The 26,585-nt window shown below is 62.3% G+C and carries 25 protein-coding genes; 13 read left to right on the top strand and 12 right to left on the bottom strand.

Features of this window, described 5'->3' with window-relative positions:
• The first annotated feature begins 57 nt into the window (after nucleotides 1–57).
• The 3 genes from GLL_RS15435 to GLL_RS15425 all read left to right on the top strand — a co-directional run bounded on the left by GLL_RS15435 (nucleotide 58) and on the right by GLL_RS15425 (nucleotide 3,452).
• Nucleotides 58–1,701 carry an alkaline phosphatase D family protein gene (locus tag GLL_RS15435; protein ID WP_011142984.1) on the top strand — a complete coding sequence of 548 codons (1,644 nt, stop codon included), beginning with the start codon at nucleotides 58–60 and terminating at the stop codon, nucleotides 1,699–1,701.
• A gap of 66 nt (nucleotides 1,702–1,767) precedes the next feature.
• The gene (locus GLL_RS15430; RefSeq protein WP_011142983.1) at nucleotides 1,768–2,535 is read left to right on the top strand and encodes a Uma2 family endonuclease; all 768 of its coding nucleotides are present in this window, start codon (nucleotides 1,768–1,770) and stop codon (nucleotides 2,533–2,535) included.
• A 338-nt stretch (nucleotides 2,536–2,873) separates the two neighbouring features.
• A complete protein-coding gene (locus GLL_RS15425; protein WP_164929160.1) occupies nucleotides 2,874–3,452 on the top strand; it encodes a Uma2 family endonuclease in 579 nt (192 codons plus the stop codon).
• A gap of 254 nt (nucleotides 3,453–3,706) precedes the next feature.
• Here GLL_RS15425 and GLL_RS15420 read toward each other — a convergent pair whose 3' ends face one another.
• On the bottom strand, nucleotides 3,707–5,440 hold the full coding sequence (locus GLL_RS15420) for a succinate dehydrogenase/fumarate reductase flavoprotein subunit (protein ID WP_011142981.1): 1,734 nt from the start codon (nucleotides 5,438–5,440) through the stop codon (nucleotides 3,707–3,709).
• A gap of 183 nt (nucleotides 5,441–5,623) precedes the next feature.
• Here GLL_RS15420 and sugE point away from each other — a divergent pair, with 183 nt between their 5' ends.
• Nucleotides 5,624–5,944 (top strand): quaternary ammonium compound efflux SMR transporter SugE, encoded by a 321-nt coding sequence (gene sugE / locus GLL_RS15415; RefSeq protein WP_011142980.1) that lies wholly within the window; start codon nucleotides 5,624–5,626, stop codon nucleotides 5,942–5,944.
• 6 nt (nucleotides 5,945–5,950) lie between these two features.
• On the opposite strand, the gene GLL_RS15410 is transcribed toward sugE, so the two are convergent.
• Entirely contained in the window at nucleotides 5,951–6,835 is an 885-nt protein-coding gene (locus tag GLL_RS15410) for a LysR family transcriptional regulator (protein ID WP_011142979.1), read from the bottom strand.
• A gap of 104 nt (nucleotides 6,836–6,939) precedes the next feature.
• Here GLL_RS15410 and GLL_RS15405 point away from each other — a divergent pair, with 104 nt between their 5' ends.
• The 4 genes from GLL_RS15405 (at nucleotide 6,940) to GLL_RS15390 (ending at nucleotide 10,777) form a co-directional block, all read left to right on the top strand.
• The gene (locus GLL_RS15405; protein ID WP_164929159.1) at nucleotides 6,940–8,310 is read left to right on the top strand and encodes a lactonase family protein; all 1,371 of its coding nucleotides are present in this window, start codon (nucleotides 6,940–6,942) and stop codon (nucleotides 8,308–8,310) included.
• Nucleotides 8,264–9,832, top strand: a complete 1,569-nt coding sequence (locus GLL_RS15400; protein ID WP_011140155.1) for an IS1182-like element ISGvi6 family transposase — start codon at nucleotides 8,264–8,266, stop codon at nucleotides 9,830–9,832. Before GLL_RS15405 ends, GLL_RS15400 begins: the two co-directional genes overlap by 47 nt.
• Nucleotides 9,833–10,092: 260 nt before the next feature.
• Nucleotides 10,093–10,341 (top strand): hypothetical protein, encoded by a 249-nt coding sequence (locus GLL_RS15395; protein ID WP_164929158.1) that lies wholly within the window; start codon nucleotides 10,093–10,095, stop codon nucleotides 10,339–10,341.
• A gap of 1 nt (nucleotide 10,342) precedes the next feature.
• Nucleotides 10,343–10,777, top strand: coding sequence for a PIN domain-containing protein (locus tag GLL_RS15390; RefSeq protein ID WP_011142976.1), 435 nt, complete (start codon nucleotides 10,343–10,345; stop codon nucleotides 10,775–10,777).
• On the opposite strand, the gene GLL_RS15385 is transcribed toward GLL_RS15390, so the two are convergent.
• The 5 genes from GLL_RS15385 to GLL_RS15365 form a co-directional block, all read right to left on the bottom strand.
• Nucleotides 10,772–11,914: a HupE/UreJ family protein gene (locus tag GLL_RS15385; protein ID WP_011142975.1), complete on the bottom strand. Its 1,143-nt coding sequence runs from the start codon at nucleotides 11,912–11,914 to the stop codon at nucleotides 10,772–10,774. The genes GLL_RS15390 and GLL_RS15385 overlap by 6 nt on opposite strands.
• Complete coding sequence (locus GLL_RS15380; protein WP_164929157.1) at nucleotides 11,911–13,092, bottom strand: tetratricopeptide repeat protein; 1,182 nt, start codon at nucleotides 13,090–13,092, stop codon at nucleotides 11,911–11,913. Before GLL_RS15380 ends, GLL_RS15385 begins: the two co-directional genes overlap by 4 nt.
• A gap of 65 nt (nucleotides 13,093–13,157) precedes the next feature.
• Nucleotides 13,158–14,591: a DUF4331 domain-containing protein gene (locus GLL_RS15375; RefSeq protein ID WP_164929156.1), complete on the bottom strand. Its 1,434-nt coding sequence runs from the start codon at nucleotides 14,589–14,591 to the stop codon at nucleotides 13,158–13,160.
• Nucleotides 14,592–14,790: 199 nt separating this feature from the next.
• Nucleotides 14,791–16,746 (bottom strand): M56 family metallopeptidase, encoded by a 1,956-nt coding sequence (locus GLL_RS15370; RefSeq protein WP_011142972.1) that lies wholly within the window; start codon nucleotides 16,744–16,746, stop codon nucleotides 14,791–14,793.
• Complete coding sequence (locus tag GLL_RS15365; RefSeq protein ID WP_164929155.1) at nucleotides 16,733–17,134, bottom strand: BlaI/MecI/CopY family transcriptional regulator; 402 nt, start codon at nucleotides 17,132–17,134, stop codon at nucleotides 16,733–16,735. The genes GLL_RS15370 and GLL_RS15365 overlap by 14 nt, the downstream gene beginning before the upstream one ends.
• A gap of 217 nt (nucleotides 17,135–17,351) precedes the next feature.
• Here GLL_RS15365 and GLL_RS15360 point away from each other — a divergent pair, with 217 nt between their 5' ends.
• From GLL_RS15360 to GLL_RS15340, 5 genes are read left to right on the top strand one after another with little or no spacing between them, the layout of a single operon-like run.
• Nucleotides 17,352–18,335, top strand: a complete 984-nt coding sequence (locus GLL_RS15360) for a hypothetical protein (RefSeq protein ID WP_164929154.1) — start codon at nucleotides 17,352–17,354, stop codon at nucleotides 18,333–18,335.
• Nucleotides 18,335–19,246, top strand: a complete 912-nt coding sequence (locus GLL_RS15355) for a M23 family metallopeptidase (RefSeq protein ID WP_011142969.1) — start codon at nucleotides 18,335–18,337, stop codon at nucleotides 19,244–19,246. The genes GLL_RS15360 and GLL_RS15355 overlap by 1 nt, the downstream gene beginning before the upstream one ends.
• 7 nt (nucleotides 19,247–19,253) lie before the next feature.
• Complete coding sequence (locus GLL_RS15350) at nucleotides 19,254–19,964, top strand: 2-phosphosulfolactate phosphatase family protein (protein ID WP_011142968.1); 711 nt, start codon at nucleotides 19,254–19,256, stop codon at nucleotides 19,962–19,964.
• Complete coding sequence (locus tag GLL_RS15345) at nucleotides 19,964–20,758, top strand: LmeA family phospholipid-binding protein (RefSeq protein WP_011142967.1); 795 nt, start codon at nucleotides 19,964–19,966, stop codon at nucleotides 20,756–20,758. Before GLL_RS15350 ends, GLL_RS15345 begins: the two co-directional genes overlap by 1 nt.
• Nucleotides 20,759–20,801: 43 nt before the next feature.
• Complete coding sequence (locus GLL_RS15340) at nucleotides 20,802–21,437, top strand: hypothetical protein (RefSeq protein WP_011142966.1); 636 nt, start codon at nucleotides 20,802–20,804, stop codon at nucleotides 21,435–21,437.
• A 19-nt stretch (nucleotides 21,438–21,456) separates the two neighbouring features.
• Here the strand turns inward: GLL_RS15340 and GLL_RS15335 are convergent, their stop codons facing one another.
• The 5 genes from GLL_RS15335 to GLL_RS15315 form a co-directional block, all read right to left on the bottom strand.
• On the bottom strand, nucleotides 21,457–22,035 hold the full coding sequence (locus GLL_RS15335) for a Uma2 family endonuclease (RefSeq protein WP_011142965.1): 579 nt from the start codon (nucleotides 22,033–22,035) through the stop codon (nucleotides 21,457–21,459).
• Nucleotides 22,032–22,649, bottom strand: coding sequence for an LppP/LprE family lipoprotein (locus GLL_RS15330; protein WP_011142964.1), 618 nt, complete (start codon nucleotides 22,647–22,649; stop codon nucleotides 22,032–22,034). The genes GLL_RS15335 and GLL_RS15330 overlap by 4 nt, the downstream gene beginning before the upstream one ends.
• A gap of 106 nt (nucleotides 22,650–22,755) precedes the next feature.
• Nucleotides 22,756–23,916, bottom strand: coding sequence for a nuclease-related domain-containing protein (locus GLL_RS15325; RefSeq protein WP_011142963.1), 1,161 nt, complete (start codon nucleotides 23,914–23,916; stop codon nucleotides 22,756–22,758).
• Nucleotides 23,917–23,962: 46 nt separating this feature from the next.
• Complete coding sequence (locus GLL_RS15320; protein WP_011142962.1) at nucleotides 23,963–25,741, bottom strand: two-component regulator propeller domain-containing protein; 1,779 nt, start codon at nucleotides 25,739–25,741, stop codon at nucleotides 23,963–23,965.
• Nucleotides 25,738–26,568: a DUF948 domain-containing protein gene (locus GLL_RS15315; RefSeq protein ID WP_164929153.1), complete on the bottom strand. Its 831-nt coding sequence runs from the start codon at nucleotides 26,566–26,568 to the stop codon at nucleotides 25,738–25,740. Before GLL_RS15315 ends, GLL_RS15320 begins: the two co-directional genes overlap by 4 nt.
• Nucleotides 26,569–26,585: the final 17 nt, after the last annotated feature.

Below are 26,585 nucleotides of genomic sequence, written 5' to 3'. Positions count from 1 at the left end.
GGGCCTTAATACTGCAGCAGTAGCGTTGCTCTGTCCTGCCTGCCTGGAGCGCGTCCGATGTTCAATCGTCGCACGGTAATCAAAGGCGCCTTGGTCGCCCCGGCGCTGTTGCTGTCCGTCAATCCGAGGCGCCGGGCCGCCGCCCAGGGTGCCGACGATTACGGCGTCGCCTCGGGCGATCCGCGCTCCGATGGGGTGGTGCTCTGGACGCGGGTGCCGGAAGCGTTTCAGAACGGCGGACCGCTGACGGTCCATTTCGAAGTCTCGCTGACGGAGGATTTTGCCTCCGTGGTTCTCCAGGGCAGCGTCACCACGGACGCCGGTCACGACTTCACCGTCAAGATGCGCACCGGCGGCCTGGAGCCTTTTACGCGCTACTATTACCGGTTCACCACCGATACTGGCTACACCAGCGTCACAGGCCGCACCAAGACTGCCCCCGACCCCGACAGCAGCATCGAACAACTGACCTTTGCCTACGTCTCCTGCCAGGATTACACCCAGGGCTTCTACACGGTCTATGCCGCCATTTGCCAGGATGACGACGCCGACTACTGCATTCACCTGGGCGACAACATTTACGAGACGGGTGATGCGGGCTTCCAGAACGGCCAGGTGCGCGAGGACACGATTGGCGGCGGTGAGGCGAGGACCCTCGAAGAGTACCGCGCCAAGTACAAGCTCTACTTGAGCGATCCCGACTTTCGCGAGGTGCGCCGTCTGTTCTGCTGGATCCACCTGTGGGACGACCACGAGGTGTTCAACAATTACGCCGGGCGCGACCTGGTGAGCGAGGAGCAAAAGGCGCGCCAACTGGCGGGCTACACGGCCTTTCTAGAGTACCTACCGGTCGAGCCGGTCACTCCCCTTACGGTCGTGGACGACAAGGCGGTGGTGCGGCTCTACCGCAAGCTCTCGTTTGGCGCTCTTGCGGATTTGTTCGTGCTCGACTTGCGCCAGTTTCGCGACGGTGTGGTCTGCGCCAGCGACTTTTTGAGCCCCGGCTGCCCCGAACTCGAAGATCCGGCGCGCACGATGCTGGGCTATCAGCAGCGCAGTTGGCTCAAGAAAAATTTGCTCGGTTCACAGGCGCGCTGGAAGGTGCTTCTTAACGAAATGATGCTGGTGCGCTTCGTGGCGTTCGACATCGGTACGGACGGTCGGCCCACGGGTAAGCCGCCGCGCTTTTTCGGCCGCCCGCGCCGCGTGGAGGGCGATATCGTCTCCGAGGCGAATGGGCTGACGCTCTACATCAACCTGGATGCCTGGGACGGCTATCCTGCCGAGCGCACCGAGCTGCTTTCGTTTATTGCCGACAAGCAAATCCGCAACGTCGTGGTCTGGACCGGCGATATCCACAACTGCTACGCGGGCGTCCTCAAGCCCGATTTCACCGATCCGGCGAGCCCGTCGGTGGCGGTGGAGGTGGTGGGCGGCTCGGTCAGTTCGGCGGGCGTCTTCGAGCTGTTGGGCGGCCTCATCGATCCGACGCCATTGGCAGCTCCGCTGTTGCAGCAGTCCAATCCGTATATCGAGTACGTCGATCTCAAGTACCACGTCTACACCAAGGCGGTGTTGACGCGCGAATCGATGCAGGTGAGCTACCGGGCGGTCGAGACGATCACCGAGACGGTCTCGGCGAGTTTTACCCTGCAGTCGTTCACCATCCCCGACGGCGAATCACAACTGTTGCCCAGTTGAAACAGTGAATATCAGCGGCCCGAGGTGGACAATTGATCACAGCGCCCCGCAGCGTGGGAGCCGCCGATGATTCAGACCGCCGCGTCCGAGCCTTCAGGCAAAACGATGACTTTCGAAGAGTACGTGCGTTACCAGGGAGAACCGGGTATTCGCTACGAACTCTTTCATGGACATCTGGAGCCGATAACGACACCGACCGGACTGCACACCAGCATCTGCGAATTTGTTGCAAGCCGACTCCAGCGACAATTTGCCGCCCAACAACTGCCGCTGGTGGCCAAAAGTGCCGTTGGGGTGCGCACCGAAGAAGATACTTCGCGGATCCCCGATGTGGTGGTCTGTAGCCGCGAGCTGTGGGAGCGGCTTTGCGCCCGCCCGGGAGACGGTATTCTTGACACCGGCGAAACACCACTATTGGTCGTCGAGGTGGTGAGCGAAGACTGGCGGCGCGACTACGTCCGCAAGCGGGCGGAGTACGCCATGGTAGACATTCCCGAGTACTGGATTGTCGATCCGGTCCGGCAGCGGGTGTGGGTGCTGAGCGATCCGCAAAGTGAAAACAGCTACGAGCGGGTGGAGTTCCAAAGCGGCGACCAATTGGTGTCTGTGCAGTTTCCCCAACTGGAACTGACGGTAGATATCCTCCTGTCTCCGCCTCTTGTCGAGGATGTGATCCGCGAGGAGCAGACGCAACTGCAGCGAGCCAGGCAGGAGACCGAGCAAGCTATGCAAGAAGCTGCTCAAGCGAAGCAGCAGGCCGAGCGCGAGCGGCAGCGCTCAGAACGGCTGGCCGCGTATTTGCGAGAGCAAGGCGTCGACCCAGAAGCGCTTTGAGGCTTTGTCATCATCTGTGCGCGACCGGCCCAATCCCATCAACCAGGGACAGGCATTCCCGTGCGATGAGGCCATCAATTTTCGGGGGATGGGGGATTTCTGAGAGGGAAGACACCTCTTCCCCTTGAGAAACGCTCTGGACGGCCCGGGGAAAGTTACCCACTCGACACCGCCCAGAAGAACCTGGGAACCCTTAAGTCTCGTAGGCACCCCCCGGAAATGGATGACCTCACCGCTGATGGTGTCGCCTTGCAAGGAACCCTTGCCCCCCAGTAGGTGCAACGAGCCTGTACCGGGCCATGGGTACAATGGGTCTGTCCCTCCAGAGGCAGTGCGCGATGGTCACCGTCGAGCGGGTCGCTACCAGGCTTTTCAGCACGGCCGAGTACCACCGCATGGCTGGTGCCGGTGTGTTCGGACCGGAGGAAAAAGTCGAACTGTTGGAAGGACGCATCCTCACTGTGCCTCCCCAGGGTCCCCTCCACGCTGCCACGGTGCGGCGGTTGATGCAGTTGTTGTTGCGCCTCGGGGTCGACCCCGCGATGCTGTTTGTCGACCAACCGGTGAGCCTGGGTGAGTACGGAGAGCCGGTGCCCGATATTGCCCTGGTGGAGCCCGATCCGCAGGGCAGAGACTATGCTGATGCCCATCCGGGCCCTGGGCAGCTGCGCCTGCTCATCGAGGTGTCGGACTCGTCGCTGGAGTACGACCTGCTCACCAAGAGCCGGGCCTACGCCTCGGCCGGCATTGGCGAATACTGGGTAGTGGACGTGAGGAACCGGAGGGTGCATCGCTTTACCGCCCCGACTGCCGAGCGCTACTCCCGGGTAGAGGTGCTGGAGGAGGGGGTGGAATTGGTGATCTTGGGCAGCGAAGTCCCGGTCTGCCAACTGTTCCCACCCCGGACTGCCGGGTGAGACTGGGGGTTCTCACCTGAAAATAGGAACGCAGCCCGCTCAGGTCTGCTCAACCCGTAATTTCACAAGCAGAGGCTGGAAAGCTTTCTGTGCAAGGATTTGCGAGGAAAGGCGCGCCAATGGAAGGGTGATGTGTTGTTCCCAAACTGCACCTGCCGTGCCACGACCCCTAGTTCTGCGTGTGCGCTGCACCGAGAAGTAGGACTGGAAACCTGGACAGGCAGCGGTTTTTACCCTGACACCTGACACCTGCTCTAGTATTTGCGCGCCTGGGGGGTGAAGCGCTCAGGATCGACCGCCTGCAAGCTCAGATCCACCGGCCGGTAGTCGATGCGCAGGGCGTCCCCTTCGCGGTAGGCGAGGGTGTGCTTGAGATACTCGCCGTCGTTGCGCTCGGGGTAGTCGCTGCGGGAGTGGGCGCCGCGCGATTCGCGCCGCTCCAGGGCGCTTGCCACGATGATCTCGCCCACGGTGATCAGGCTGCGCAACTCAAAAGCCTCGGTGATCTCGGTGTTGTAAAGTTTGCCTTTGTCGTCCAGGCGAATGTCGCCGTAGCGGGCTTTGAGCTGTTGAATTTTCTCCAGACCGGTCTTGAGAATCTGCTCGTCGCGAAAGATCGAGCAGTGGTCGGTGAGGGTGTCCTGGAACTCGCGGCGCAGCGCGTCGATACGCAAACTGCCCGGCTGGTCGAGCAGATTCTGGATGCCTTGCTCCGCCACCCGGCGGTGGCGCGCTTCGTCCACATGGGGCAAGCGGCGATCCTGCACGTAGCGGGCCAGGGACGCCCCCGCCCGCGCCCCGTAAACCACGCACTCCAGCAGCGAGTTGCTCCCCAGGCGGTTGGCGCCGTGCACCGAGACGCACGAGCACTCCCCGGCGGCAAAGAAGCCTTCCATCACCTGGCCGTGGGCGGCCAGCGCCTGGCAATCGACGGTGGTGGGAATCCCCCCCATCGAGTAGTGCACGGTCGGGCGCACGGGCATCGGTTCGTAGACCACGTCGATGCCCAGGTGGCGCAGGGCTTCGTCGTGGGCGAAGGGCACCCGCTCCAGGATCTTTTCTTTGCCCATGTGCCTGAGATCGAGGTGGACGTAACGTCCGCCGCCGACGCCGCGGCCTTCGCGAATTTCGGTGGCGATGGCGCGGCTGGTGATGTCGCGGGGGGCCAGTTCCATGCGGCTCGGGGCGTAACCCGCCATAAAGCGCTCACCCGCGTCGTTGATCAGGTGAGCACCCTCGCCGCGCACCGCCTCGGAGATGAGCACCCCCACCGGGTACAGTCCAGTCGGATGAAACTGTACAAATTCCATGTCCTGGAGCGGCAGACCGGCCATGGCCGCAAGGCACAGCCCGTCGCCGGTGGAGGCGTAGTCGTTGGAAGTGGTGTTGAAGACGCGGCCATAGCCGCCGGTGGCAAACAAAATTGCCTTGGCGCGCACCACCTCGATGCGGCCGGTGGGAATGTGGAACATCACCAACCCCCGTGCCTCGCCTTCCTCCACGATCAGCTCCAGGACGTACCACTCTTCGAAAATGGGCACTTTGTACTGGAACAACCGGCTCACCAGTTCGTGCAGGATGGCGTGTCCGGTCTTGTCGGCGGCGTAGCAGGTGCGCTGGTGGGTGTGCCCGCCGAAGGGCCGCTGGGCGATGCGCCCGTCCGGTAGCCGCGAGAAGAGCACCCCCATGTGCTCGAGATCGATAATCACCTGGGGCGCCTGCTGGGTGAGCACGGCCACGGCGTCCTGGTCCGCCAGGTAATCGGCCCCCTTAACGGTATCGAAGGCGTGGGTAAGCCAGTTGTCCTGCGGATCGACGTTTTGCAGGGCAGCGGCGATCCCCCCCTGAGCGGCCACCGAATGGCTTCTAATCGGGTGCACCTTCGAGACGAGGGCCACTTTCAGGCGGTTGTCGGTGCGGGCAATCTCGACGGCGGCGCGGGAACCGGCCAGTCCCCCGCCGACGATCACAATGTCGTACTCCAGCATGGCGCGCTCGGGTGTGTCTGATCACCATCGTTACACACCGGCCCCGGCCCGCGGCCCCGGATGCAGCTCCTGCCGCGGATAGAGCCGATGGCCCGCCCGATTTGCCACAATCAAAACGGTGGGGACGACCCCACCCTTCGCAAAGTTTCGCGGGGACGACCCCGCACCCACAGGAGGTGCGCCATGTCTTGGGTCGCCCTGATCTCTGCCGGATTGCTCGAAATCGGTTGGGCCGTCGGTCTGAAATACTCGGAAGGTTTTACTCGTTTTTTGCCCTCGGTGCTGACGGGCCTTTCGATGGTCCTGAGCCTCGGACTGCTGGGCTACGCGCTTAAAAGCCTGCCCATCGGGACCGCTTACGCCGTCTGGACCGGTGTCGGCACCGTCGGTACAGCCCTCTTGGGGATATGGTTGTTCGGCGAATCGGCAAGCGCCCTGCGCCTTGCCTGCATCGGCCTCATCGTCGCGGGCATCGTCGGATTGAAATGGGTGGCCCCACACTAAGGAAGGCTACAGGTCTGCAACTGCTTTGGCGACCGTCAGAAAATGACCCAGGATGGGCGAAGTGTTGTCCTGGTGCCAGGCGGCGGCCAGGACCAGCCTCGCAGCCGCATCCGCCAGCGGCCGGCAAGCCACCCCGGCCCCGGCCTGCCCTTGCAGGCTCTCCGGCAGGAAAGTGATGCCCATGCCCGCCGCCACCAGGCCGATCCTGTTCTGGTGCGTCGTCACCTCCCGGACCACTTTGGGGCGAAAACCCATCCGCGCGCACAGCTCGAAGAACTGGTCGTAGAGCACCGGTCCTTCCTGGCGGGGATGAATGATGAACGCTTCATCCGCCAGAGCCCGCAGGGAAATCCGGCCACAGGCAAGCAGCGGATGATCCTCGGCAAAGACGGCGACGAAATTTTCCTCGCCCAAGGGTTGCAGCTGCACGGCGGGCGAGCGCATGGGAGGGTGGAGGAAGGCCACATCGACTCGATGCCCGAGCAACGCCTCAACCTGATCTTCGGTACATAGCTCCGTCATGCTGAGCTCTACCGCCGGATAACGCTCGCGAAAGACGCGCACGATCCGGGGCAGAACGCTCTGCAGCGCCGAGGCGGTAAATCCGAGCGACAGCTGGCCCGTTTCCCCGCGCGCGGTGCGCCTGGCAAGCTGCAGTGCCGCGTCGGCCTGATGGAGCAACTGTCGGGCTTGCTCAAGAAAGACCAGTCCAGCCCGGGTGAGCTGGACCCGGCGCTGGGTTCTCGAAAAAAGCTGAAGGCCCAATTCTGCTTCGAGGCTGCGGATCTGCTTGCTCAGGGCCGGCTGGGTGATGTGCAACCGCTGTGCTGCCCGGCCGAAGTGCAACTCCTCAGCCACGGCCACAAAGTAGCGCAGGTGGTGAAATTCCATTTCGATTCATAACCGCAGGTTATGAAGATAGCACCAAATCCGCCTTGGACAGCCGCAAGGCCGTCGGCTTAGCTTGAGGCTAAAGCGTCGCGGTGGGGGTGGCGGTGAAAGATTTCACCAGGGGGCGTTGGCTCTGGGTGGTAGGGATCGTGGCGGCAATCGCGATCGTCGGTTTGGTGTCGGTGGCCGATCCGCTGCCGGTAGCCGAGCGCGCGAGCGATCGTCGGCCGCTCCCCTTTGCCGGGCGCGCACTGCTGATCGCCTCGGACGGCGACATGGTGGGCACGGCTTACTCCGACGGCAAGCTCAACCGTCTATCCGGCATCGAAGACGCGCTGACGGTGATCGATTTGCCGTTGCCGGCCGCCGCTTCGAAGGTTGCCTCGGTGGCGGTCTCCAACTCGGTGATGTCCTGGCCGCAGATTCTTGCCACTGCGCCGGACGGGAGTCGGGCCTACGTGGTGGAGGTGCGGGGCAGACCGCCGCAGGGGGTGCAGGAATATGCCGACCTCGACACGGGTATGCCCACTGGCTCACTGCTGACGGTTGTAGATCTCACCCATCCGGGCGGACCGACGGTGCTCGAAACGGTACCGGTCGGGCGCAACCCGAGGCAGATCGCAATCAGCCCCGATGGCCGATTGCTCGCCATCGGGGTGGAGGAGCCAGGCCGGGAATTGCTGCTGGTGGAGCTTGTGGCCGGCCGACCGGGTCGGCGATTTTCTTATGCGATCGCCGATGCGTCCGGCCAATCTGCCCGGATTACCTCGGTTGGCTGGCATCCTTCCGGTCGATTCCTGGCCCTCAATCTGAACGACCGGGAAATGGCCTTCTTCGAAGTGCTGACGGACCAAAAGGCGGCAACGGCAACGCTCAGGCCCCAGGGCGAGCGGTTGGTGACGGGCGTTCGCCTTGGGGTGGGGCGCTTTTCACCCGACGGTCGCCACTATCTGCTCACGGACCTGAAATGGGGAGAGCGGCCTCTGGGTTATCTGTTGAACCCACGGGGCGAGTTGATCGCCGTACGCTTCGACGCGGGACCGGCCCTGGGGGCGAAACATCGGGTGGTCTGCCGGATCGAAGTCGGACTGAGCCCCGAGGGATTCGCCGTGAGCCCCGATGGGTTGCTGGTGGCGACGGTGAATATGCGCCGGACCTACCTGCCGGACTGGCTGCCGGTTTGGCCGGGCAAGGCCCGCAGTTCCCTTTCTCTGGTGAAGCGCAATCCGCAAAGCGGGCAGTTGACTGTGGTGGGCGAATACGGCTTCGAAGGCGTGCTGCCGGAGGATGCTGTCTTCGACGCGGCCGGCCGGGCGCTTGCAGTGGCGGTGTATCACTACCGCGAGCCTAGAGCATCGGTCCAGAACCAGCAGTTGACGGTAGAAGCCGCATCCTCTTTTCTGGAGACGACCTCTACCTCCTTCGCCTATGCAGCCTTCTGTCTGGCAGCCGCCAGTGGAACCCTCACCCGCTGAGCAGGCTATCCTCAAGCGTATCCGTCGCGCCAAGCTGTTCGTTTTCCTGCGCCGCATCCGCCATCAACTCTTCGACGCCGCCTTCCAGAGCGAACTGGCCGGCATCTACAAAGACAGCCCTTGCGGTCAGCCGCCCATCCCACCGGCTCAACTGGCCCTGGCCACTGTCTTGCAGGCCTACACCGGTATCTCCGACGACGAGACCATTGAAGTGCTCACCATGGACCGCCGGTGGCAGATGGTGCTCGACTGCCTCGATTGCGAGGAAGCCCCCTTCGGCAAAGCCACCCTGATACGCTTCCGCCAAGCGCTCATCGCCCACGGCCTCGACCGTCGCCTGATTGAGCGGACCATCGAGTTGGCCACCAGCGACGGCGGGTTCGGCTCACGGGCGTTGCGGGCGGCCCTCGATTCGAGCCCTTTGTGGGGAGCCGGGAGAGTCGAGGATTCTTTTAATTTGTTGGGCCATGCAATGCGCAAGGCATTGAGGATCATGGTGTGCCAGACGGGGGTGGGACTGGCGCAATGGGCTGAGCAGACAGGCACCACACTCGTCGCGGGCAGCAGTTTGAAGGCTGCCCTGGACATCGATTGGAGTCAACCGGACGAATGTGCCGAAGCTCTGGGAAGGCTGCTCGGGGCGCTCGAATCGCTGGAAAGTTACTTGGACGGGCAAACTCAACCCCCTCAGGCTGGGGTCGCACGGTGTCTGCAAGCGGCCGAGCAAGTCCACCAGCAGGACGTACAACTCAACTCGCGCGGACAGTTTGTCCTTCGGCGTGGAGTCAGCCGCGAGCGGCGCATCAGCATCGAAGACCCCGCGATGCGCCACGGCCGCAAAAGCCGGGCGGTGCGCATCGATGGCTACAAGCGCCACGTGCTCAAAGACATCGACAGCGGCCTGGTGCGCGCAGTGGGCATTACTGCGGCCAACCGACCGGAAGCGGCGGTGACAAGGGACATCGAGGCGGACCTGGAGCCTCAGCGGGTGAAGTTGATTGAACTGCACATCGACCGGGCGTATCTGAGCAGCGAGTGGGTCAGACTTCGTCCAGAAGACTTGCGTATTTACTGCAAAGCCTGGCCGGTTAGAAATGGGCCGTACTTCCAGAAGACGGCCTTCGTGCTCGACTGGGAGGCGATGCGGATTCGTTGTCCACAGGGCGTCACCCAGCCTTTTGAGGTGGGTGGGAAAGTGCGGTTTCCGGCCGCGCGCTGTCGGCGCTGTCCCCTACAGGAACGCTGCACGACCAGCCCCAAAGGTCGCAGTGTCTCGATCCATCCGGACGAACTTCTGCTGGTCGAGTTGCGCGAACGCCAGCAGACAAAGGAGGGTCGAGCGAAGTTGCGTGAGCGCGTGAGTGTCGAGCACAGTTTGGCGCACATCGGTCAGTGGCAGGGACGCCGAGCCCGTTACCTGGGCGTGCGCAAGAATCTATTCGATTTGCGTCGGGTGGCGGTGGTGCACAATCTGCATGTGCTAGCCCGACAGGAAGCCGCTGGGCGTTCACAGGCGGCTTAGGTTCTGGACCGATGCTCTAGCCCCCGTCAGGGGATTGTCGAATTTTGGAGGGTTATCCAGCAGCCGCAGGTAAAACTCGAGCGCACCGGATTCACCATCGCGGTCCCGCGAGGTCCCCATACCCTCGCCCTGGTGCGCTGAAGTCCCATCAGCTCAGAATCTACAGATCGAACAGGCGCTCGGCGGACCAGACGGCGGCGACGGCGAGTGAGGGCACCGGGCTAGGATGTGGCTACATAGGGTCACATACGGTGCGAACCATGAAACTGATAGGTGTCCGGGAGTTTAGGGACAGGGTAAGCCATTACCTCGCCTGCGGGGAAGTACTGGGTGTTCAAAACCATGGCAGGCTCGTAGGGGTTTTTATTCCTTTGCGTGCGCCGGACAACGACAAGGTGGAGCAAGCTGCGGAGCGCCTGGCTGCGGTGATGCGCCAGGCAGTCAAGGAGACGGGGATGAGCGAGGACGAAATCGCTGGTCTATTTGATCTGTCGAAAGGCTCCGTTTAGGGTGAGAGTTGTTGTCGATGCCAACGTGCTGGTGGGTAGGGCTCTTGGAACAAAAAGCCGCAACATCTTTATTGCACCGAGCCTGGAGTTGTTCGTGGCTGCCAGGGCTTGGGACGAAGCGTTGCACGAACTTCCAGGCCGCGTGGAGGCCATTGTTCGCCAGGGAAAGCTCAGTAGCGAGCGGGCGCAAAGTCTGGCCAATGGCGCTGTCGAACTAATTACTTCCAAAGCGGTGGTTATCGAAGAAGCGCAATATGTGCTACTTGAAAATGAAGCGCGCAGGCGCGTGCCGGATGATCCCGACGATTGGCCCACAGTGGCGACAGCGTTGCTGCTGGAAGCAGATATCTGGACAGAAGATAGGGACTTTTTTGGCTGCGGGGTGGCTGTTTGGACGACGCGAACCCTGTTGATTCAGTTGGGCTCCGTGCTATGAAGCGAGCAATTGCCAGTCGAACAAACGCTCGGCGAGCCAGATGGCAGCGATCCCGGCGACGGCCACCGAGCCGCCGGTAAAGACGACGCGCCGGTAGAACCAGGAGTTGCGCAGCCAGAAGGCGATGGGCAAAAACACAGCCACGATGGCGAGCTGACCCATTTCCACGCCCAGATTGAAACCCAATAGCGACAGGACCAGGTTTTCTTTGGCCAGGCCCAGATCGGCCATGACGCTTGCAAAGCCGAAGCCGTGGATGAGGCCGAAGCCAAAAGCAATCGCCCAACGGCGGTTCTCGACTACCGGAAAAAGATTGTTGAGAGCCGCCAGAATCACCGAGGCGGCAATCGCCGATTCGACCCAGCGCGAGGGCAGCTCGACCACCCCCAGCGCGGCGAGACCCAGGGTGATCGAGTGGGCAACGGTGAAGGCGGTGACCACCTTGACGACGTTGAGAAATACTTCGCGAAACTCCCCCAGCGTCTTCCAGTGGCCGTCCTTACGCACAAACAGCGCCGGCAGCAACAGCGTCAACAAAAACAAAATGTGATCGAAGCCGATCCAGATGTGCCAGACGCCCTCGCGCACGAAGTCAAAAAACTGCACCCACGGGGCGGAATGCACCTCCAACCGCTGCGAACGGCTATTGGGGCCGAGAATGGCGGTGCGCACGGGACCGCCATCCGCGGCTTGCAACTGCAGCAAGCCGCGGTGCTGGGGATCAAGGTCAAAAAAGAGGTTGTAATCGACTGCGAGGGCCACCGGCGGACGACCGCAGTCGGCTGCGAAGCGCAGCACGGCGTAGGCGCCGTCGCTGTGGCGGTCGATGAGCAGGGCACCCAAGTTGGGGGGGCAGGAGTTGCCGTCGGCCGCCAGCTTCAGCCGGGTGAGGGCGTAATCGGCGATTTGGGCCTGGCGGGAGCGCACCTCGCCCCAGGTGATGGCACCGTCGTCGTTGCCGTCGAGGCCGATGGCGTAATCGAGATCGCGCAGGGCAATGTCCCACTGGCCCTCGACGCGCTGCTCGCCCAGTTTCAAATTCAGGTAACTGTCGCTGGGCTTGTGGGCAAAGGCGGGCTGCGCCAGGAAAAAGCACACCCACAAACACAGCTGCCACCAGCGTGGGAATTTGATCATGCTTTTGCTCCCAGTTCCTGCATCAGGGCGTTCACCCGGCGATCTTCCAGGCGGCTTTGTTTGAGCCAGTCGATGGCCGGGCGGGCGGCAGCGGCGTCGCCGCTCGCTTGGGCCGCTGCGAGCAAAATGCGGGCGTCTGCCGGTTCGCGCTGGGTCTGCCAGTTGGCCAGAGCCAGTTTGAGGGCCGTGCGCGGCTGCTGCAGCAGTTCCAAAGTAAAGCGCGCTTCCTCGCGGCGGTGAACTGCCTCGTCGCCGCGCCTGCGGCTCGCTGCAAAGCGCGCCGCCAGTTCTGTGCGGTGGACGGCCGATTGCGCCAGGCCCAAACGCTGCTCGGCAATGGCAAGCCGAAGCAACAGTCCGTCGGCCCGGGCACGGCCCTTGAGCAGTTCTACGGCTTCGCGCGGACGCTTTTCATCGAGCAAAAAGTCGGCGTAGGCCCCCAGCAGGTAGCTGTCGGGACCAACGGCCATCGCTGTTCGAAAGTGCTTTTCGGCTTTTTGGGGATCGCCCCGGCGGTGGGCTATCTCCGCGAGCAATGTCTGAGCCCAGAGCTTTTCGCCCGCCGAGGCGTCGGTGCGTGCGGTAATCACCCGCTCCAACAGCGCGTAGCTGGTGGCTGCCTGGCCGTTCAGGCTTGCCACACCGCTCAAACAGGTGATCCCCGCCAGTTGTGAAGAAAACTGCATCACCGGCACGCAGCTTTTGCGTGCCTCAGCGTACTCGCCTCTGACTTGCTGCACCAAGGCCCGGGTCACCCACGCCTGGGGATCGCGCGGGTTGGCGGCGAGAGCAAGTTTCAAGTCGGCCAGAGCGCCTTCAAAGTCGTGATCGGCCTGGCGGAGGGTGGCGCGCATTACCAGCACCGGCGCGGGGGGCTTGGGTTGCTCCCACCAGGGGGCGAGGGCCGCCTGGGCGTAGCCGTTGTAGCGCGGGTCGGCCTCGATGCGCCCGCGCTCGATGTAGCGGCGGGCCAGCTGCAAGGCTAAAGCCAGATCCTGGGGCTGGCGGGCAAGGCGGGTGCGCAGTTCGCGCAAGGCGCGCGCTTGCGGGTCGGCCGGACGCACGCGCACGCGCTCAAGCACCTCGCCGTCGCTTTTGGGGGTAAATGGAGTCGCCTCGGCGGCGGCCGACCAACCTAACAGCAGGCCCACTGCGCTGAGCCAGGGTAAAAGTTTCATGACGATGGCCAGTAAAAGAAAAAGCGGCGGCGCAGTTGTAGATCCGTAATGCGCCGCCGCCAGTCTCACGGGGTGTTGTTCGGGGAGCCGGCGATGGGGGTGCGCAGGTACGGGAACTTCGTGTCGTAGAAGCTCGCGTCGTGGAAAGCGCCGTCAGTAAAGGGAAGCGTTCCGGAAGGGGCCTGATCCGGCGGCAGCAGCACACCCATCACCGCCCGCAGCGAGATGTCCACGGCGTCGTCGCCGGGACGGCGGCCGTTGGGATAACCCGCCAGGTCACCGCCGACCACCCCCAGGGTGTTTTGCTTGTCCGCCGGGGTGGGCGGGATGCTGGTGTTGAGGCGCATCAATTCGGCGGGCGTGACGCTCTTGGGCTTATTGAGACCGTCCACGCCGGTGAGGAACACCGATACGAGGTCGTTGCGGGGGAACACGGTGGGGGCGGCGGTGCCGAAGAGCAATTCCAGAACGGCGGGAAGGGTCGGGTTGGTCACGTAGTCTGCGAACTGGACGTCGCTCTGGGGAAGACTGCTGTTGAAGCTGTTCTTGTCCTTGAGGCCAATCACCAACTCGTTGACCAGGGGGTTGGCCAGGCGCGATTGTTGGACGAAGGGACCGGTTTCAGTGGCCGGATTGAGATAGCTGCCGTTGGGTAGAAGGGTGCGGTTGGCCGGGGCGCTCGAACTGGTCCAGCCGCCAATCACCGGATCACCGCCCGCCGTGAGGCAACTGGTGGGGACTTCCAGAATCAGCGAGGTGATGTTCTTGTCGGCCAGGTCGTCCGCCTCGGCGTTCACCGGGCCGAGGGGGTTGGTGACGTTGACCAAATCGAAAACTTCACCCAGGTTGACTACAAACGGATCTTTGCGCTGGCCGACGAACATGCGGCCGTTGGTGGAGCAGCCGGGAATTTTGATGTCGTAGATGTAGCTGTTGGCGTAGGCGGCGTAGTCGGGGAAAGACTTGTTGCCGATGTTGTCGGCGGGCTTGGTGAAGCGCGCACCCCTGGTTTTGGCGTCGGTGACCTGCTGCACTTTGCCGTTGCGCCAATGTTCGACGGTGTAGGTCTCGACGACGTTGAGGTTGGCGGTGTTGCCGACGGTGGTCGGGCCGATGTTTACAAACGGAATGGAGATTTGCTTGCCGGCGATGTCGAGGGCGATGTCGTTGAGGGTGTTTTGGAAATTGAACCGAAAGCGAATGTCGATTTTGGCGTCGCCGTCGTTGTCGATATTGATGTCGTAGCGGGCCTTCGGATCGAGGGTGAAGTAGTTCGGCCCGCCGTAGGCATCCTGCAGGGGCAGATAGTTGGCAATCAGCGTGACGTAGCCCTCACGGCCTGTCTCATAACTGTTGAACATGTACCAATCGGTGCCGTCCAGCTTTGGGTGCTGGGTGATAAAAGGCGCTTCGCGGTGGCTCGATGCGAACGCCGCAGGGGCGCCCAGACCGGCCAACAGTCCGAGCGCGAGCGCGCAGTGGGTCGGATGAAACTTCATTGTGCTCCTCCATGAGCAAGCAGACAGTAGGAAACCAAGCTGTGGATCGTCCAGAAGGACTCTAGGTCGTACGCCTTCTGGGAGCATCCTCCCCCGGGGGCATCCCTCACTGCCAGCCCAGAAACTGTTCACTTTCTGCTCAAAAAGTGGGCCGCCCCACCAAATGGGACGGCCCGCCGCGCATGGCTGGTCACGGATTCTACGGAACGGCGGGTTCGGGCGGTTCCGCAGGGGTGGGGGCTGTGACCGACACGTCCGGTACGCGCACATCGATGTCGATATCGCCGAAGCGGCTGTCGTTCGTGCCCAGGGCGCGGATCGCCTCCTGGCGCATCTTGGCGTCGGGGTCGCTTTTGGCGATGCTCACCATTTTTTGGGCCGCCTGGGGGCTGTCGCTTCGCGAAAGAGAACGCAGGATGGCCCGCCGGGTCGCCTCGTCGCGGCTGCCGTCGTAAAGGCCCACCAGCGTCTGCACGCTCGCCTCGCCGCGGATGCGGCCGATGGCGCGGATCGCCTCCTGGCGCACCTCGGGGTTGGCGTCGCTTCTGGCGATATCGCCCAGCACCGAGAGCCGCTCGCTGTCGGAGAGGGCCGGTTTGCGCGCGGGCCGCAAGCTGCCGCCGCTGCGGGTACTCCCGCTGTCCGCCGTCGGCAGGGCGGCTTTGATCGCCCGCAGCGCTTCGTCTTTGGCCTGAAGGGCGAGATCTTTTTGCTGCATCGCGGCATCGACGCTCCGGTCGATGAGCGGTTGGAGGTTTTTGAGATCGTCGCGCAGCTGCCGGCCGTCGAAGATCACCTGCTTGCCGGTACCGTCATCGACGGTGAGCACCGGCAAATCCGGCGGCACGTCGGGAAGTTTCGGCGCCTGGGCCAGCACACTGCGGCGCACAGGAGCCGGGGCTTTGGGCGGCGGGGCGGCGGCGGGTGCGGCCTGGGGCCGGGTCGCCGGTACCGGTGCCACGGCCGGAATCGGTGGCTTCGGTGCTGCTGCCCGCCGCACCGGGGCGGGGGCCGCCTGGGGCTGAAGCTTGGGCGCACTCGGGGTTTCAGCCTGGGCGTCGGGCTCCCCGGCCAGGGCGATCACCGGCTGGGAGCCGAGGGCGGTGGCGGCCACAAGGATCGTGACGGTCGCCGCAAGGGACGCACCCGATAGACGCGGATTGGAAGGGCGGCGCTCGTCGAGGAGCAACGCCACCCGCTCGCGAATCTGACCGGCGATGGCGAGGGTGCCGGTGGCCGGACGCGGCGGGGCCGCCACCAGTTCAAGCAGCCGGGTGAGGCAGCGCGCGTAGGGGCGCGGCCGGCCGGTCACCGAAACCACCCAGTCGTCGCAGGCAATTTCGCGCTCGGTATCCAGCGCGCGGCCAATCCACCACACGGCCGGGTGAAAAAAGAAAATCGCTTCGAGGGTCTTCTGGACCAGGTTGGTCCAGTCGTCCCAGCGGCGCAGGTGCGCCAGTTCGTGCAGACCCACCTGGTCGAATTCGGCCTCGGTAAGCTGATGGCCCAGGGCCGTCGGGATCAAAATCACTGGGTCGAGCAGTCCCACGGCCACCGGCAAGCGCAAATCCGGGTGGCTCGCCAGGCGGACCCGGCGATCGGTCAGGCAGGCGCGCCGCCATTCGGCAAGCCGGGCCTGGTAGGCCGCATCGAAGGGACGGCTGGTGGCCTTCAGTTTCTGCAGATACCCGTAACTTGCGGCCACCCGCGCCACGCGCACCGCCGCCACCAAAAGCCATACCGCACAGAGCACCAACGGCCAAAGGCCGCCGGGCAGCGACCACTCCGGCCAGCTGATCCCAACGGGCGCCGCCGCCGGGAGGACTGCCGCCGTCTGCCGGTAAGCCGCAGGGCGCGGGGCCCGCACGATCACCTCAGGCAGGTCGTAAACCGGCGCGTTCGAAAACACTTCGACCTCCACGGGCACTTCCGGCACCGACGGGGAAGTACCGGTCGGCTGCGACCACGGCAGCCACAGCACCGCCACCAGCGTCACCCACCAGATCACATAGCGCGTGGTGGCGTTGGTGCTGCGCCTCAGGGCGCGCAACAGACACCAAACCATCGCCGCAAGCAATGCCCCCTGCCACAGGCCGTTGAGCCACCCTTCCACCACCTCGCGCGCCAGCGGCAATAGCGCATCAACGCTGTTCATGGTCCTCTCCCGGATCGTTTTGCTGGATCATCGTGCGCAAGCGCTCCAGTTCGGCGGCGTCGATGTCCTCGTGTTCGAGAATGTTGAGCATCAACAACTCCGGCGAATTGTTAAAAAACCGGCTCAGCACAAATTCCACCGCGCTGCGGCGCGCCTGGTTGCGGTCGACGAGCGGACAGTACACAAAGGCCCGGCCCTCCTCGGTGTGGCGGACGTAACCTTTTTGCTCGAGGATGCGCAGGGTGGTCAACACCGTGCTGTAGGCGAGCGACAACCGCTTGGGCAACGCCTCGACCACCTCCGCCACGGTGGCTGAGCCCCGCTGCCAGAGAATCTCCATCAGGCGCAACTCTGATTCGGTCAAAGTCGGCGATCGCTTCCTGGCCACAAGGGTGCCTCCCACTACTAATGAATTCATTGATTCCTGCCGTCAGCCTACCGGAGCCCACCGGACCCTGTCAACTAAATAATTAATAGTTGAAACAAATCGGCGGCGGCGCCCATCCCTAATAGACTGCACCGCCGCCCGCGGCGCCGGGGTAGGCGGCTTTATCGCCGATGGCCAATGCGCTATGCTACGTGCGAACAGAAGAGACGCCGCCCCCATGGATGTTCAATCGCCCGGTACCTATTCCCGCCGCCAGCGCCACGTGCCGATGGAGGCGTGTCTGACGCGGCAGGCCGCTCCCGCCGCCTGTCCGGACCACAGACAGCCCTATCGTCCGAATCTGCCCGGCAGACGGCCCGCGACCATTTGGGGATTGCGCCTGAGCGTGCTTTTGGCCACCGCGGCCGGGGGCATGGGCACCGGCGCCGGGGTGATGGCGCTGCTGTTGCCCGCCACCGAGAGCCAACCGGTAGAGCAAGCCGAGGCGTTGCCTGCGATCGAACCGATTGCGCCGCGACCGGAGGTGCTCATCCCGACTACCGACCCCGCCACGATCGTGGCTGCGGTGCTGAGCCGAGGGGGTCGCAGCGACCCGTTCGCCCCGCCCCCGGCCGTGCTGCCGGTGGCCGACGCTCCCGCCTCGGATCCGTTCGCGATACCCGCCGCGGTGCCCATGGCGCCGGCGACCGCCCGCGCGGACGCTACTACCCGCGTCCTGCCGCCGCCCGCTCTGATGCGCCGCTTGCTGCCCCCCGCGGCCCTGGCCACCCGCATCGCCGCCTTTGATCCCCGGCCGGCACTCACCGAGCTGCCGCCCGCTCCGGTGGCCCCGCCGGTCGAACCGGCGCCGCCCACAGCCCCGTCTGTTTTCGTCGAAACGCCCGCCGCCATAGGCGGACCCGCAATCGCCGCCGCTCCCGCGGCGGGTGAGCCGAATCTTGCTGCGCTGCGCGTCGAGCCGGCTGTGCCGTCCGGGTCGCTCGTAGCTGCCGCAGCCGATCCGATGACACCTCTGCAACTGATGGGCACGGCCCTTTCCGGTGAGCGGCGCATCGCCCTGATTCGTTCGGGCGATCCGGCTTCGACCCTGGCGGTTTCGGAGGGCGATACCGTAGCCGGCTGGTTTATCCAGACCATCGCTGAAGATCAGGTCGTCGTGGTGCAAAACGACCGGCAGCAGATTTTGAAAGTAGGCAACTGATGCGCCGCGGGCTTGCTGGGACGGCCGTGGCCGTCGGGCTATGGGCGCTGACGGCTGGACCCGCCACAGCCGAGACCAGCGAGTGGTCGGCTGTGGCGGACGGACGCCTGTTGCCTGAGCGGCCCGTCCCCGGCAGTACGGTGCAGGTGCTCACGAAGGTGCCCGTGAGTGTGCGCTTTGGCGAGCGCGACTACCCGAGCTTCGAAATCGACAAAGGGCGCTGGCGGGTCCTGGTGCCGCTCTCGGCCCTGCTCAAACCCGGCGAGTATCCACTGGAGGTGACCGCCGACCAAGAGACCCGCACGACGGTGCCGCTGACCATCTACCCCCGCAGCTTCGCCGTGCAGCGCTTGCGCCTGCCCAGGGACCGCGCCGCCCTGGAGGCCACCCCGACCGAAGAAGCGGCCATCGGCGCCGCTTTGCGCACGGTGAGTCCTGTGCAGCTGTGGCAGCCTTCCTTTCGCCGCCCGAGCGGCGGCCGGATCTCGAGCGGCTTTGGTCTGCGGCGCACCTACAACGGCGTCTGGGCCGCGGGCTACTACCACCGCGGTCTTGATTTTGCCGCTCCCGCCGGTGCCGGGGTGATCGCCCCGGCCGCGGGCCGCGTGGCCCTGGTGGGCACCACCCAGCGCGGTTTTCGCCTGCACGGCAACACCGTCGTGCTCGACCACGGCCAGGGGGTAACGAGCATCTACATTCACCTGTCGCGCATTCTGGTGCGGCAAGGAGAAACAGTCAAGGCGGGCCAACCGATCGCCAAAGTGGGCAGCACCGGCCGGGCGAGCGGCCCGCACCTGCACTGGGGAATCTACGCCCACGCCGTCGCGGTCGATCCGGGCGAGTGGCTGGCCGGACGCATCTGCTGCCGGGTGGCCGCCAACTTCGGCGGCAGTGCCGGGGATACCCGATAATTTGCTTATGCAAGTTTCCGTTTTCCACACACCTGAACTGGTCCCCGAGGGAACGCCCGACTGCGCCGTCGCCGTCGACGTGCTGCGCGCCACCTCCACCATCGCCACCGCCCTCGCCAACGGGGCGACGGCCGTACAGGTCTACGCCGACCTCGAAGCGCTGGGTGCCGCGGCGGCGGGCTATCCCCGCGAAGACATTCTGCGCGGCGGCGAGCGCGGCGGCAAGCAAGTCGAAGGTTTCGACTTCGGCAACTCGCCGCTCTACTGCACCAGCGAGCGGGTGGCCGGCAAGCGCATCTTCATGAGCACCACCAACGGTACCCGCACCCTGGAGCGCATCCGCCACGCACCGGTGGTGCTCACCGCCGCCCTGGTCAACGTCGGCTTTGTCGCCCGCTATATCCGCAGCCAGGCTTTTGAAACCGTCTGGGTCGTGGGCTCCGGTTGGCAGGGAAACTTTTCTCTGGAGGACACCGTGTGCGCCGGGGCACTCGTCGAGCAGTTGGGCGGGGCCGCCAACGACGAGGCGGTGGCGGCGGCGGCACTGTTTGACACCTGGGAAGGCGATTTGATCGAATTGCTCGAAAGGGCGAGCCACGGCCAGCGCCTGCTCAAGCTCGGCCTGCTCGACGATATCGTCTACTGTGCCGCCCTCGATACGGTGAGCGCCCTGCCCCGTCAGACCGCAGCGGGCGTGCTTGTCCAGGGCATGGCGTAGTGGAAATCGTCCTCAGCGTGCTCGCCTTTTTGACCACGCTGACGGGGGTAGCCGGTTTCTACGTCGATGGGGTCGTGCGCGATCTCATCCGCTCGCAACTCACGACGGCGGACCGGCTGGAGGTGCGCCTGGAGGCGATCCCCAACTTCAAGCTCGCCTGGGGGGATGTTGATCGCCTGCGGGTGGCCGGGCGGGGCCTCACGGCCAAATCGGCGGACTTGCGCATCGCCCGCCTCGATCTTGAGACCGACGGCATCTCGGTCGACCTCGATTCGCTGGGCAAAGTTCCGAAGTTGCGCCGGCCGCTGCAGGCGGCGGTCAACGTCGAATTGAGCGAGGCCGACTTTAACCGGGCGCTCAATTCGCCGGACATTCTCAAGACGCTCGCGTCGATCCGCGTCGAGTTACCCGGTTCGATCGGCGGTTCCGGCCAGCCCGAGGTGGCCACCTTCACCCAGCCGCGCATCACCCTGGTGGGCAATAACCAGGTAATCTTACAGTCGGTAGTCAAAATCGAGAATCGCACCGAAACGCTGCTGGTCTCCTTTCGCGCGGGCCTGGCCGTCGATGAAGGCGTGCGCCTGCGGTTGGTCAATCCCGTCTTCACCCTCAACGAGGTGCCCGTTCCGCCCGAACTGGCCGATGTCTTCTTAGGCGGCCTCAATCAAATCGTCGATCTCGATCAACTGGCTACCCAGGGCATCATTGCGCGCATCCTCAAATTCGAAGTCGTCCCCGGCGAGATGCACCTGGTCGGTTTTGCCCGCGTCGAGAAGATTCCTGGCGCTCCTTGAAAACGCTCCCACGCTACTATCTAAGAAGCGCTTCGACCGGCAGATGGCTTCGACCATTCAGGCAAAAGACCTCAGTCTTGATGATCTTTTTGAACAGTTCCGCTTGGAGCAGACGGAAGAGGAAGCATTTTTCCGCGAGTGGCAGGATGAACTTCCGTCCCTGAGCGAGCCGGAAAGCATATGGCTGGAGCGCGTGCGTTTGAACTATCGGGAATTGACTGCCAGCCGCTTTATCTCTGAGAATGCCGTCAAGATGGTCGTGCTTTCGCCGCTGCTGGATATGGCTGGTTTTTATCGGCATCCCTTTCGTTTGGAGACCGAGGTGGAGACCTCCCTGGCCATCGAAGCTGAAGATGAAGGGGTATTGTATAAAGGCCGCATCGACGTGCTGCTGCTTTGGAAGAAGTTGTGGGTACTGATTATCGAGTCTAAAAGTGCGCGCTTCAACGTTACCCTCGCTTTACCGCAGACGCTGTTTTATATGTTGAGCGGACCGGAGCCCGTTGCGTTTGCATTAATAAGCAACGGCGAAGATTTCTTGTTTGCAAAGCTTACAAAGCAACCGGTTCCCAGGTATGCCCTCTCACGCAAATTTACGCTGGTAAGCCCCTCCAGTCAGGAACTTGGTGAAGTGCTGCGCATCTTGAAGCGCTGCAATTATTTGTTTCGCCAACAGTGAAGTGCGCTCCAGACTGTAGCTATACCCGCCCGGCTTCGAATATTTGCTGTGCTGTCAGAGCCAGTTGCGGGAGGATATCGAACGCAATGGTCTCCTCGCCGACGAAGGCTCTCTCTTCGTATAGCCCATCCACCAAACTCAATACCGTGACCCGCTCCCGGCCAGGATCGACTATCCAGTATTCGGTAATTCCCCTGGCTGCGTACTCCGAGCGCTTGTAGCGGTAGTCCCGATCTTCGCTGGCTTTGCCGGGAGAGACGACTTCGATCGCCAGTACCGGAGACGGCATTTCTGCGGTGATCGTCGCCCGTCCGCCGCCGATGGCTGCAAACAATTCCTCACTCAACACCAGCACATCCGGTATCCGCACGCGCGGACGACTTCCGGTCACCACGATTTCCGTATCTTTGTGGCGCACAAGCCGCAGGGGAACAAACCGGAGCAGTTGAGCAAGCAAGTAGATGGAGATCACATTGTTGCTGTCGGTTTCCGGGGGCATGGCGACGAGTTCTCCATCGACCAGTTCGTAGCGGGTGTCCGTCCCGTCGTCGAAGGCGAGAAATTGCTCCAGGGTCATTTTTCCGGCGGCTGTGGTCATGGCGATTGCCCTGCACTGTTGGCGTTGGTCGAGACGCTAGCGGGCACCAGGAGCGACTGCTTGCCCCGGCGCTCGATTTTGTAGCCCACCAGGCTGGTCCTCGATGGGCAGCACAGCGCGTCCTGCTCGGCGTAGCGCGAAAAGGAGACATTCAAAAAGGCTGGGTTGGTGAGATAGATGCTCTGCGACGCACCGTCGGTCCGCGAATTCATCGGTACTGGCGAGAGGGTGCCGGCAAATTGGCCGCCCACGAACACGAACGCCTGGTACTGCATGGGCCGGCACATGCCGTCGACGCTCGCGGCAGCCGTCGAAAGCGATGTGCCCGAGAAAATTTGCAACGGACCAAACAGCTTCCAACCGGCTCCCACCACCGCCCGATCCTCCGCGCTTGCCGGTACGCGCACCTGCTCTGCGCAGCGGCCGACGGTGGGGGAGTCGCCCTCGGGCTTCGGCGCTCTGGGGACGGATCCCTCCGGCTTGTTCCAATTGGTGAGCGGTTGGTCAAGCCAGGACGCTCTTGCTGGTGCTATCTGGGCCGCTATCGCAGCCGGGAGGGCAAGCGTTGCCGCTAGTGCAAGACCGATTTGATACATTCCAATGGGGTTGTGCATGCCGGTAAACCTGGGGGGAAGACACCTGCGTTATAGGATACCGGCAGTTCTGTCGCAAGTCCTACTGTTGAGACGCTGCTTGGATTGTTCAGTTTGGCGCAATCACTCAAACTTTCATAATGCGATCGGCCATCTGCCGCAACACCGTCTGCGGCGGCACGGACTTCCCAATGGGTGGGCGGTGCTTGTTGATGGCATCGACGAGCGCACTTTCATTGAAAACCGGTACGGCGGTGCTGTAGGGAAAAGTGTTGATCTGGACATGGTCCAGGGCAAAGCTGGCACGGCTAGGGAAGACTACAGCACCGTTTACGAATACTGCATACTCCGCGAAGAAATTTTTGAGTGCCATGACCTGCTTATCACATTGCTGCAATGGGTTTTCGCCGCGGCTAGATTTAATCGGGCTGCCGGTGTGTGTTTGCCAGGAGCTATTGGTATCGCCTCGGATCGTGCCTGTGTAGTTCTTGCCTTCGATCACAAAAATTCCACGATCACAGAGCAAGATATTGTCGTACCGAATGCTGTCTTTTTTGTAGGGGATTGCCACACCAGTCAACAAAATGCCATCGACTTGCAGTTGATGCAAAAGTAATTTGCCGATTTTTATGTCATACGGATCAGGGCTGCCAATCCGATGTTCCAGTTGCGTGTTAGTAGCTGTTTTCTTTGTATCCGTAAAATTGAAAAATGAGCCAAGACCTCCCCAGAAGGCTGTAATTCCGTCGCCTTGCCATCTGTAGGTTTTGCGAAAAAGCTCGACAGGCAAGATAATCAGGCAGCCAAACAGTACCACGGCCACCAGAGCCAGATAGCCATAAGCCACCCATGCTTGGGGTAAAGGCGTTGGCTGAAATAGACGAATCACTATTGCCGCAACTGCCAGAAAAGCCGCCCCTCCCAAGTTGACCGCATACAGTTGCAAAAATAATTTATGAGGCTGTTTGAACGGACCGACGATACCGACCAGCCCGACGGCCACAACTATCGGAGCCAGCGGCACCGTCAGACCGGCAGGAAACGTGTAGGAACCCTGGAAGGCCGCCATTGCAACGGTGACAATTTTTGTATCAAGCTGCAAGAAAAATAGTCCCAGGCTGCGCAGGTAAATGACGTTAAACCATTCTTGAATCCAGTAAAAGCACCACCCATAGGCACCGAGTATGATACCTAAAAAAATGATGGACATCGAAAACCGAACGAACACAATGAGCAGTTGCCGTCCAACCTCGGAAACACTGAAACCCATTTTTCTGAGCGCTTCCATCGTGATTCCTCCAGGGGAGTGATTGTGATGTCGGTTGCTGGCTTCGTCAGTACTGCGTCGGGCGGGACGTGCCTGATTGCGGTTTGCAGGGATTAGGCAATTGCCGCCCGGGGATCGGGCGGCCTGCCCGGAAAAGCTCGGTGTCCGAGAAGTAGAACGTGGTGGTCCTGCCTGGCCGGCACTGCTTTACCGCCGAGTAGCGCACCCGGTCTATCTGCCACCGTCCCCCGGAGGAGACAAGACGCATGGAGGTCGGCACCAGCCAGCGGCCATTGGAAGATTCAAATCGGACATCGCTGCCTATGGGTGGACGGGCGCGTACCTGCAGGACGAACTGTACCTCCTTGTGCCCCGCGCCTTCGTTCTGCCGGATGCTGCCAGGATCAATCCCTAGGAAGTTGCCCCGGCTCATGACAATCTCCGGTCGGGCTGCGATCGTACTGCGTAGGCGCTGTGTCGTTAGAGACTCCCTCAGATAGCCTTCCATGGAGGCTGTGCTATAGAACTGTTGCACCGTCTCAACCGGCGACAGCGCCACGATGCCCGGCTGCGGGATGGAGGGTCTGGAAGTCTTGGGATTGGCGAGAACGCCGGTTGGCTTCGCGGTGGTCGTCTGCGAAGCGTTATTGGCTTCCAGCCAGTTCCCTGCAACGAAAACCGCCAGAAGCATGGCCGCGACGACAAGCCAGTTCAGCTGCTCGCCGCTGGGCAAAGAAAATGCAAACGATCTGGACGGCTCCTTTTTTGTCGTTCGCCACTCAGGAGGTGGCCGTCGAGGCGGTTGTGATTGTGGTTCTTTTGGGGGCGGAGGGTCAGAGGAGGGTTGCGACGCTCCGGGAGGCGGTTGCTCAATCGAGACGACAGTCTCTCGCTTGTGATTTGCATTGACCTGCGGCGGACGGACAGGTGTCGGGCCTTTGGGTGCCTGGGTATTGGGTGTTTCAGTGAGCGGCTCGACGGAAACCGGCTGGGGTGGCGCGGGCACGGGCGGAGCGAGTGCCTCCTCCAGAGCAACCGGAACGTAGAGACTCCCCTGAGGGCGCAGGACCACCAGATCTTTGGAAGTGCCGCACCAGATTTGGCCGTGCCGATCTTCCAAAAGACACGGCACTCCCGTAGCAAAGCGATCCTCGTGCAAAACCTGCCAGTGCTGCCCATCGAAGTGGCGCAAAGCTTTCTCCGTTCCGCACCAGAGCCGACCGGCTCGATCGACCAGCAGGCACTGAACCCGCTCCGACCAATCCACCGACTGCCAGGTATGACTGTCAATCGTCTGGTACAATAGCCCCTTGTCTGTGCCGCAACACAGGGTGCCTCTCGGATCGCGGGCGAGGCTGGTAATATTCTTTTCCGGAATGATTAGCTGAAAGCTTCGTCCATCGAAAGTGGCAAGCCCCTGTTCGGAACCGCACCACAGGATCGGGTCCACCTCGGCGCCTTCATACAGCAGACAGTTGATGCATAAATCAGGAAGAGTATCCGACTCTGGAAAACGCCATTTGCCGCTGCGACGCTCCGCAAGCCCACGGTTGGTGCCGCACCAAACGACATGCTCCGCTTGTGCGAAAGCCAGGCTGCGTACGTCGCGTTTTGCCAATTCAGGTACGACGTGCCATGCTCCGAAGTGCCAATAGGCAAGGCCCGCGGACGTGCCGCACCAGGGTTTATCGGACTGGTCCAGTAGAGCGAGGCATTTGGCGCTTGCCGCAGGAAACTTCTCCTCGCGGATGAATTGCTGATCTTCAAAACGGCTCAGTCCGCTATCCGTTGCACACCAGACAACAGCTCCATGTTCGAGAAAACTTCGGACACTCTTGATATTCATGTCGCGACCAGTTTCCCTTTTTTGTGGAGTTTTAACCGTTCACTAGAGCCGTCAGCAACGAATAGCGCCGGCTCAACGATGCTGCCAATGTAGTTACCACTGCCTTCAATCTCGAAGGCGGCCTCTACCGCCTCGTGCTCCACAGAAAATCCAGGATCCAAGAAAACTTCGTAGAGAGTTTCATCTTCTGAAAGACCGTAGAACACTCCCCCGTTGTTCGGATTGAGGTGCACTTTCCTGCGAACCCGATAGGTCTCCATGTCCATCGACATCGGACGCATCGAAGTCCACTGGCTGCGGATTTGCTCTTTGATCAAGGTGTTATTGCCAAGTTTCAGGACTCGATTATAGAAATTTATATGCTCTTCTATTGCAGAAGGGTTCAGGGCGGGTTCTACCTGCGCTCTGGACTGACTGTCAAACGGCGAACTTCGGGTGGGCCGATTTTGTCGAGGTGCAGCTACAACTCCTCGATAAGGATCTCTTCCAGCCGGATTGCGCAGTATTTCAACCTGCTCCTGCACCTTCTGAACCGCGCTCTCCAGTTGCTGTACTTTTTGGCCGCCGCTATTTATTTCCTGTTGCTGCATATTCAATTGGGTGACCAGCTGTAGTACTTGCTTGCGCAATGGCTGAATTTCACTACTTTTGCGATTTACTGTGCGACCTAGTGACTGAAGCTGTAACCCGATAAAAACAAGTCCAAGTAGTAAAATTGCATTGATACCGAGGGCCAGGAAAATCAACCAGGACCAATCGGTCCTAGAAGTGGCTGCTGGGGATATCTGTGCCCAAGACCACCGCTCGTAGCTCACGAACATCGCCATGGTCAGCAGACCGCCAC

Origin of the sequence: Gloeobacter violaceus PCC 7421 (assembly GCF_000011385.1) — a bacterium.
GTDB classification, from domain to species: Bacteria; Cyanobacteriota; Cyanobacteriia; order Gloeobacterales; family Gloeobacteraceae; genus Gloeobacter; species Gloeobacter violaceus.
This window is presented reverse-complemented; position numbering and strand designations above follow the sequence as displayed.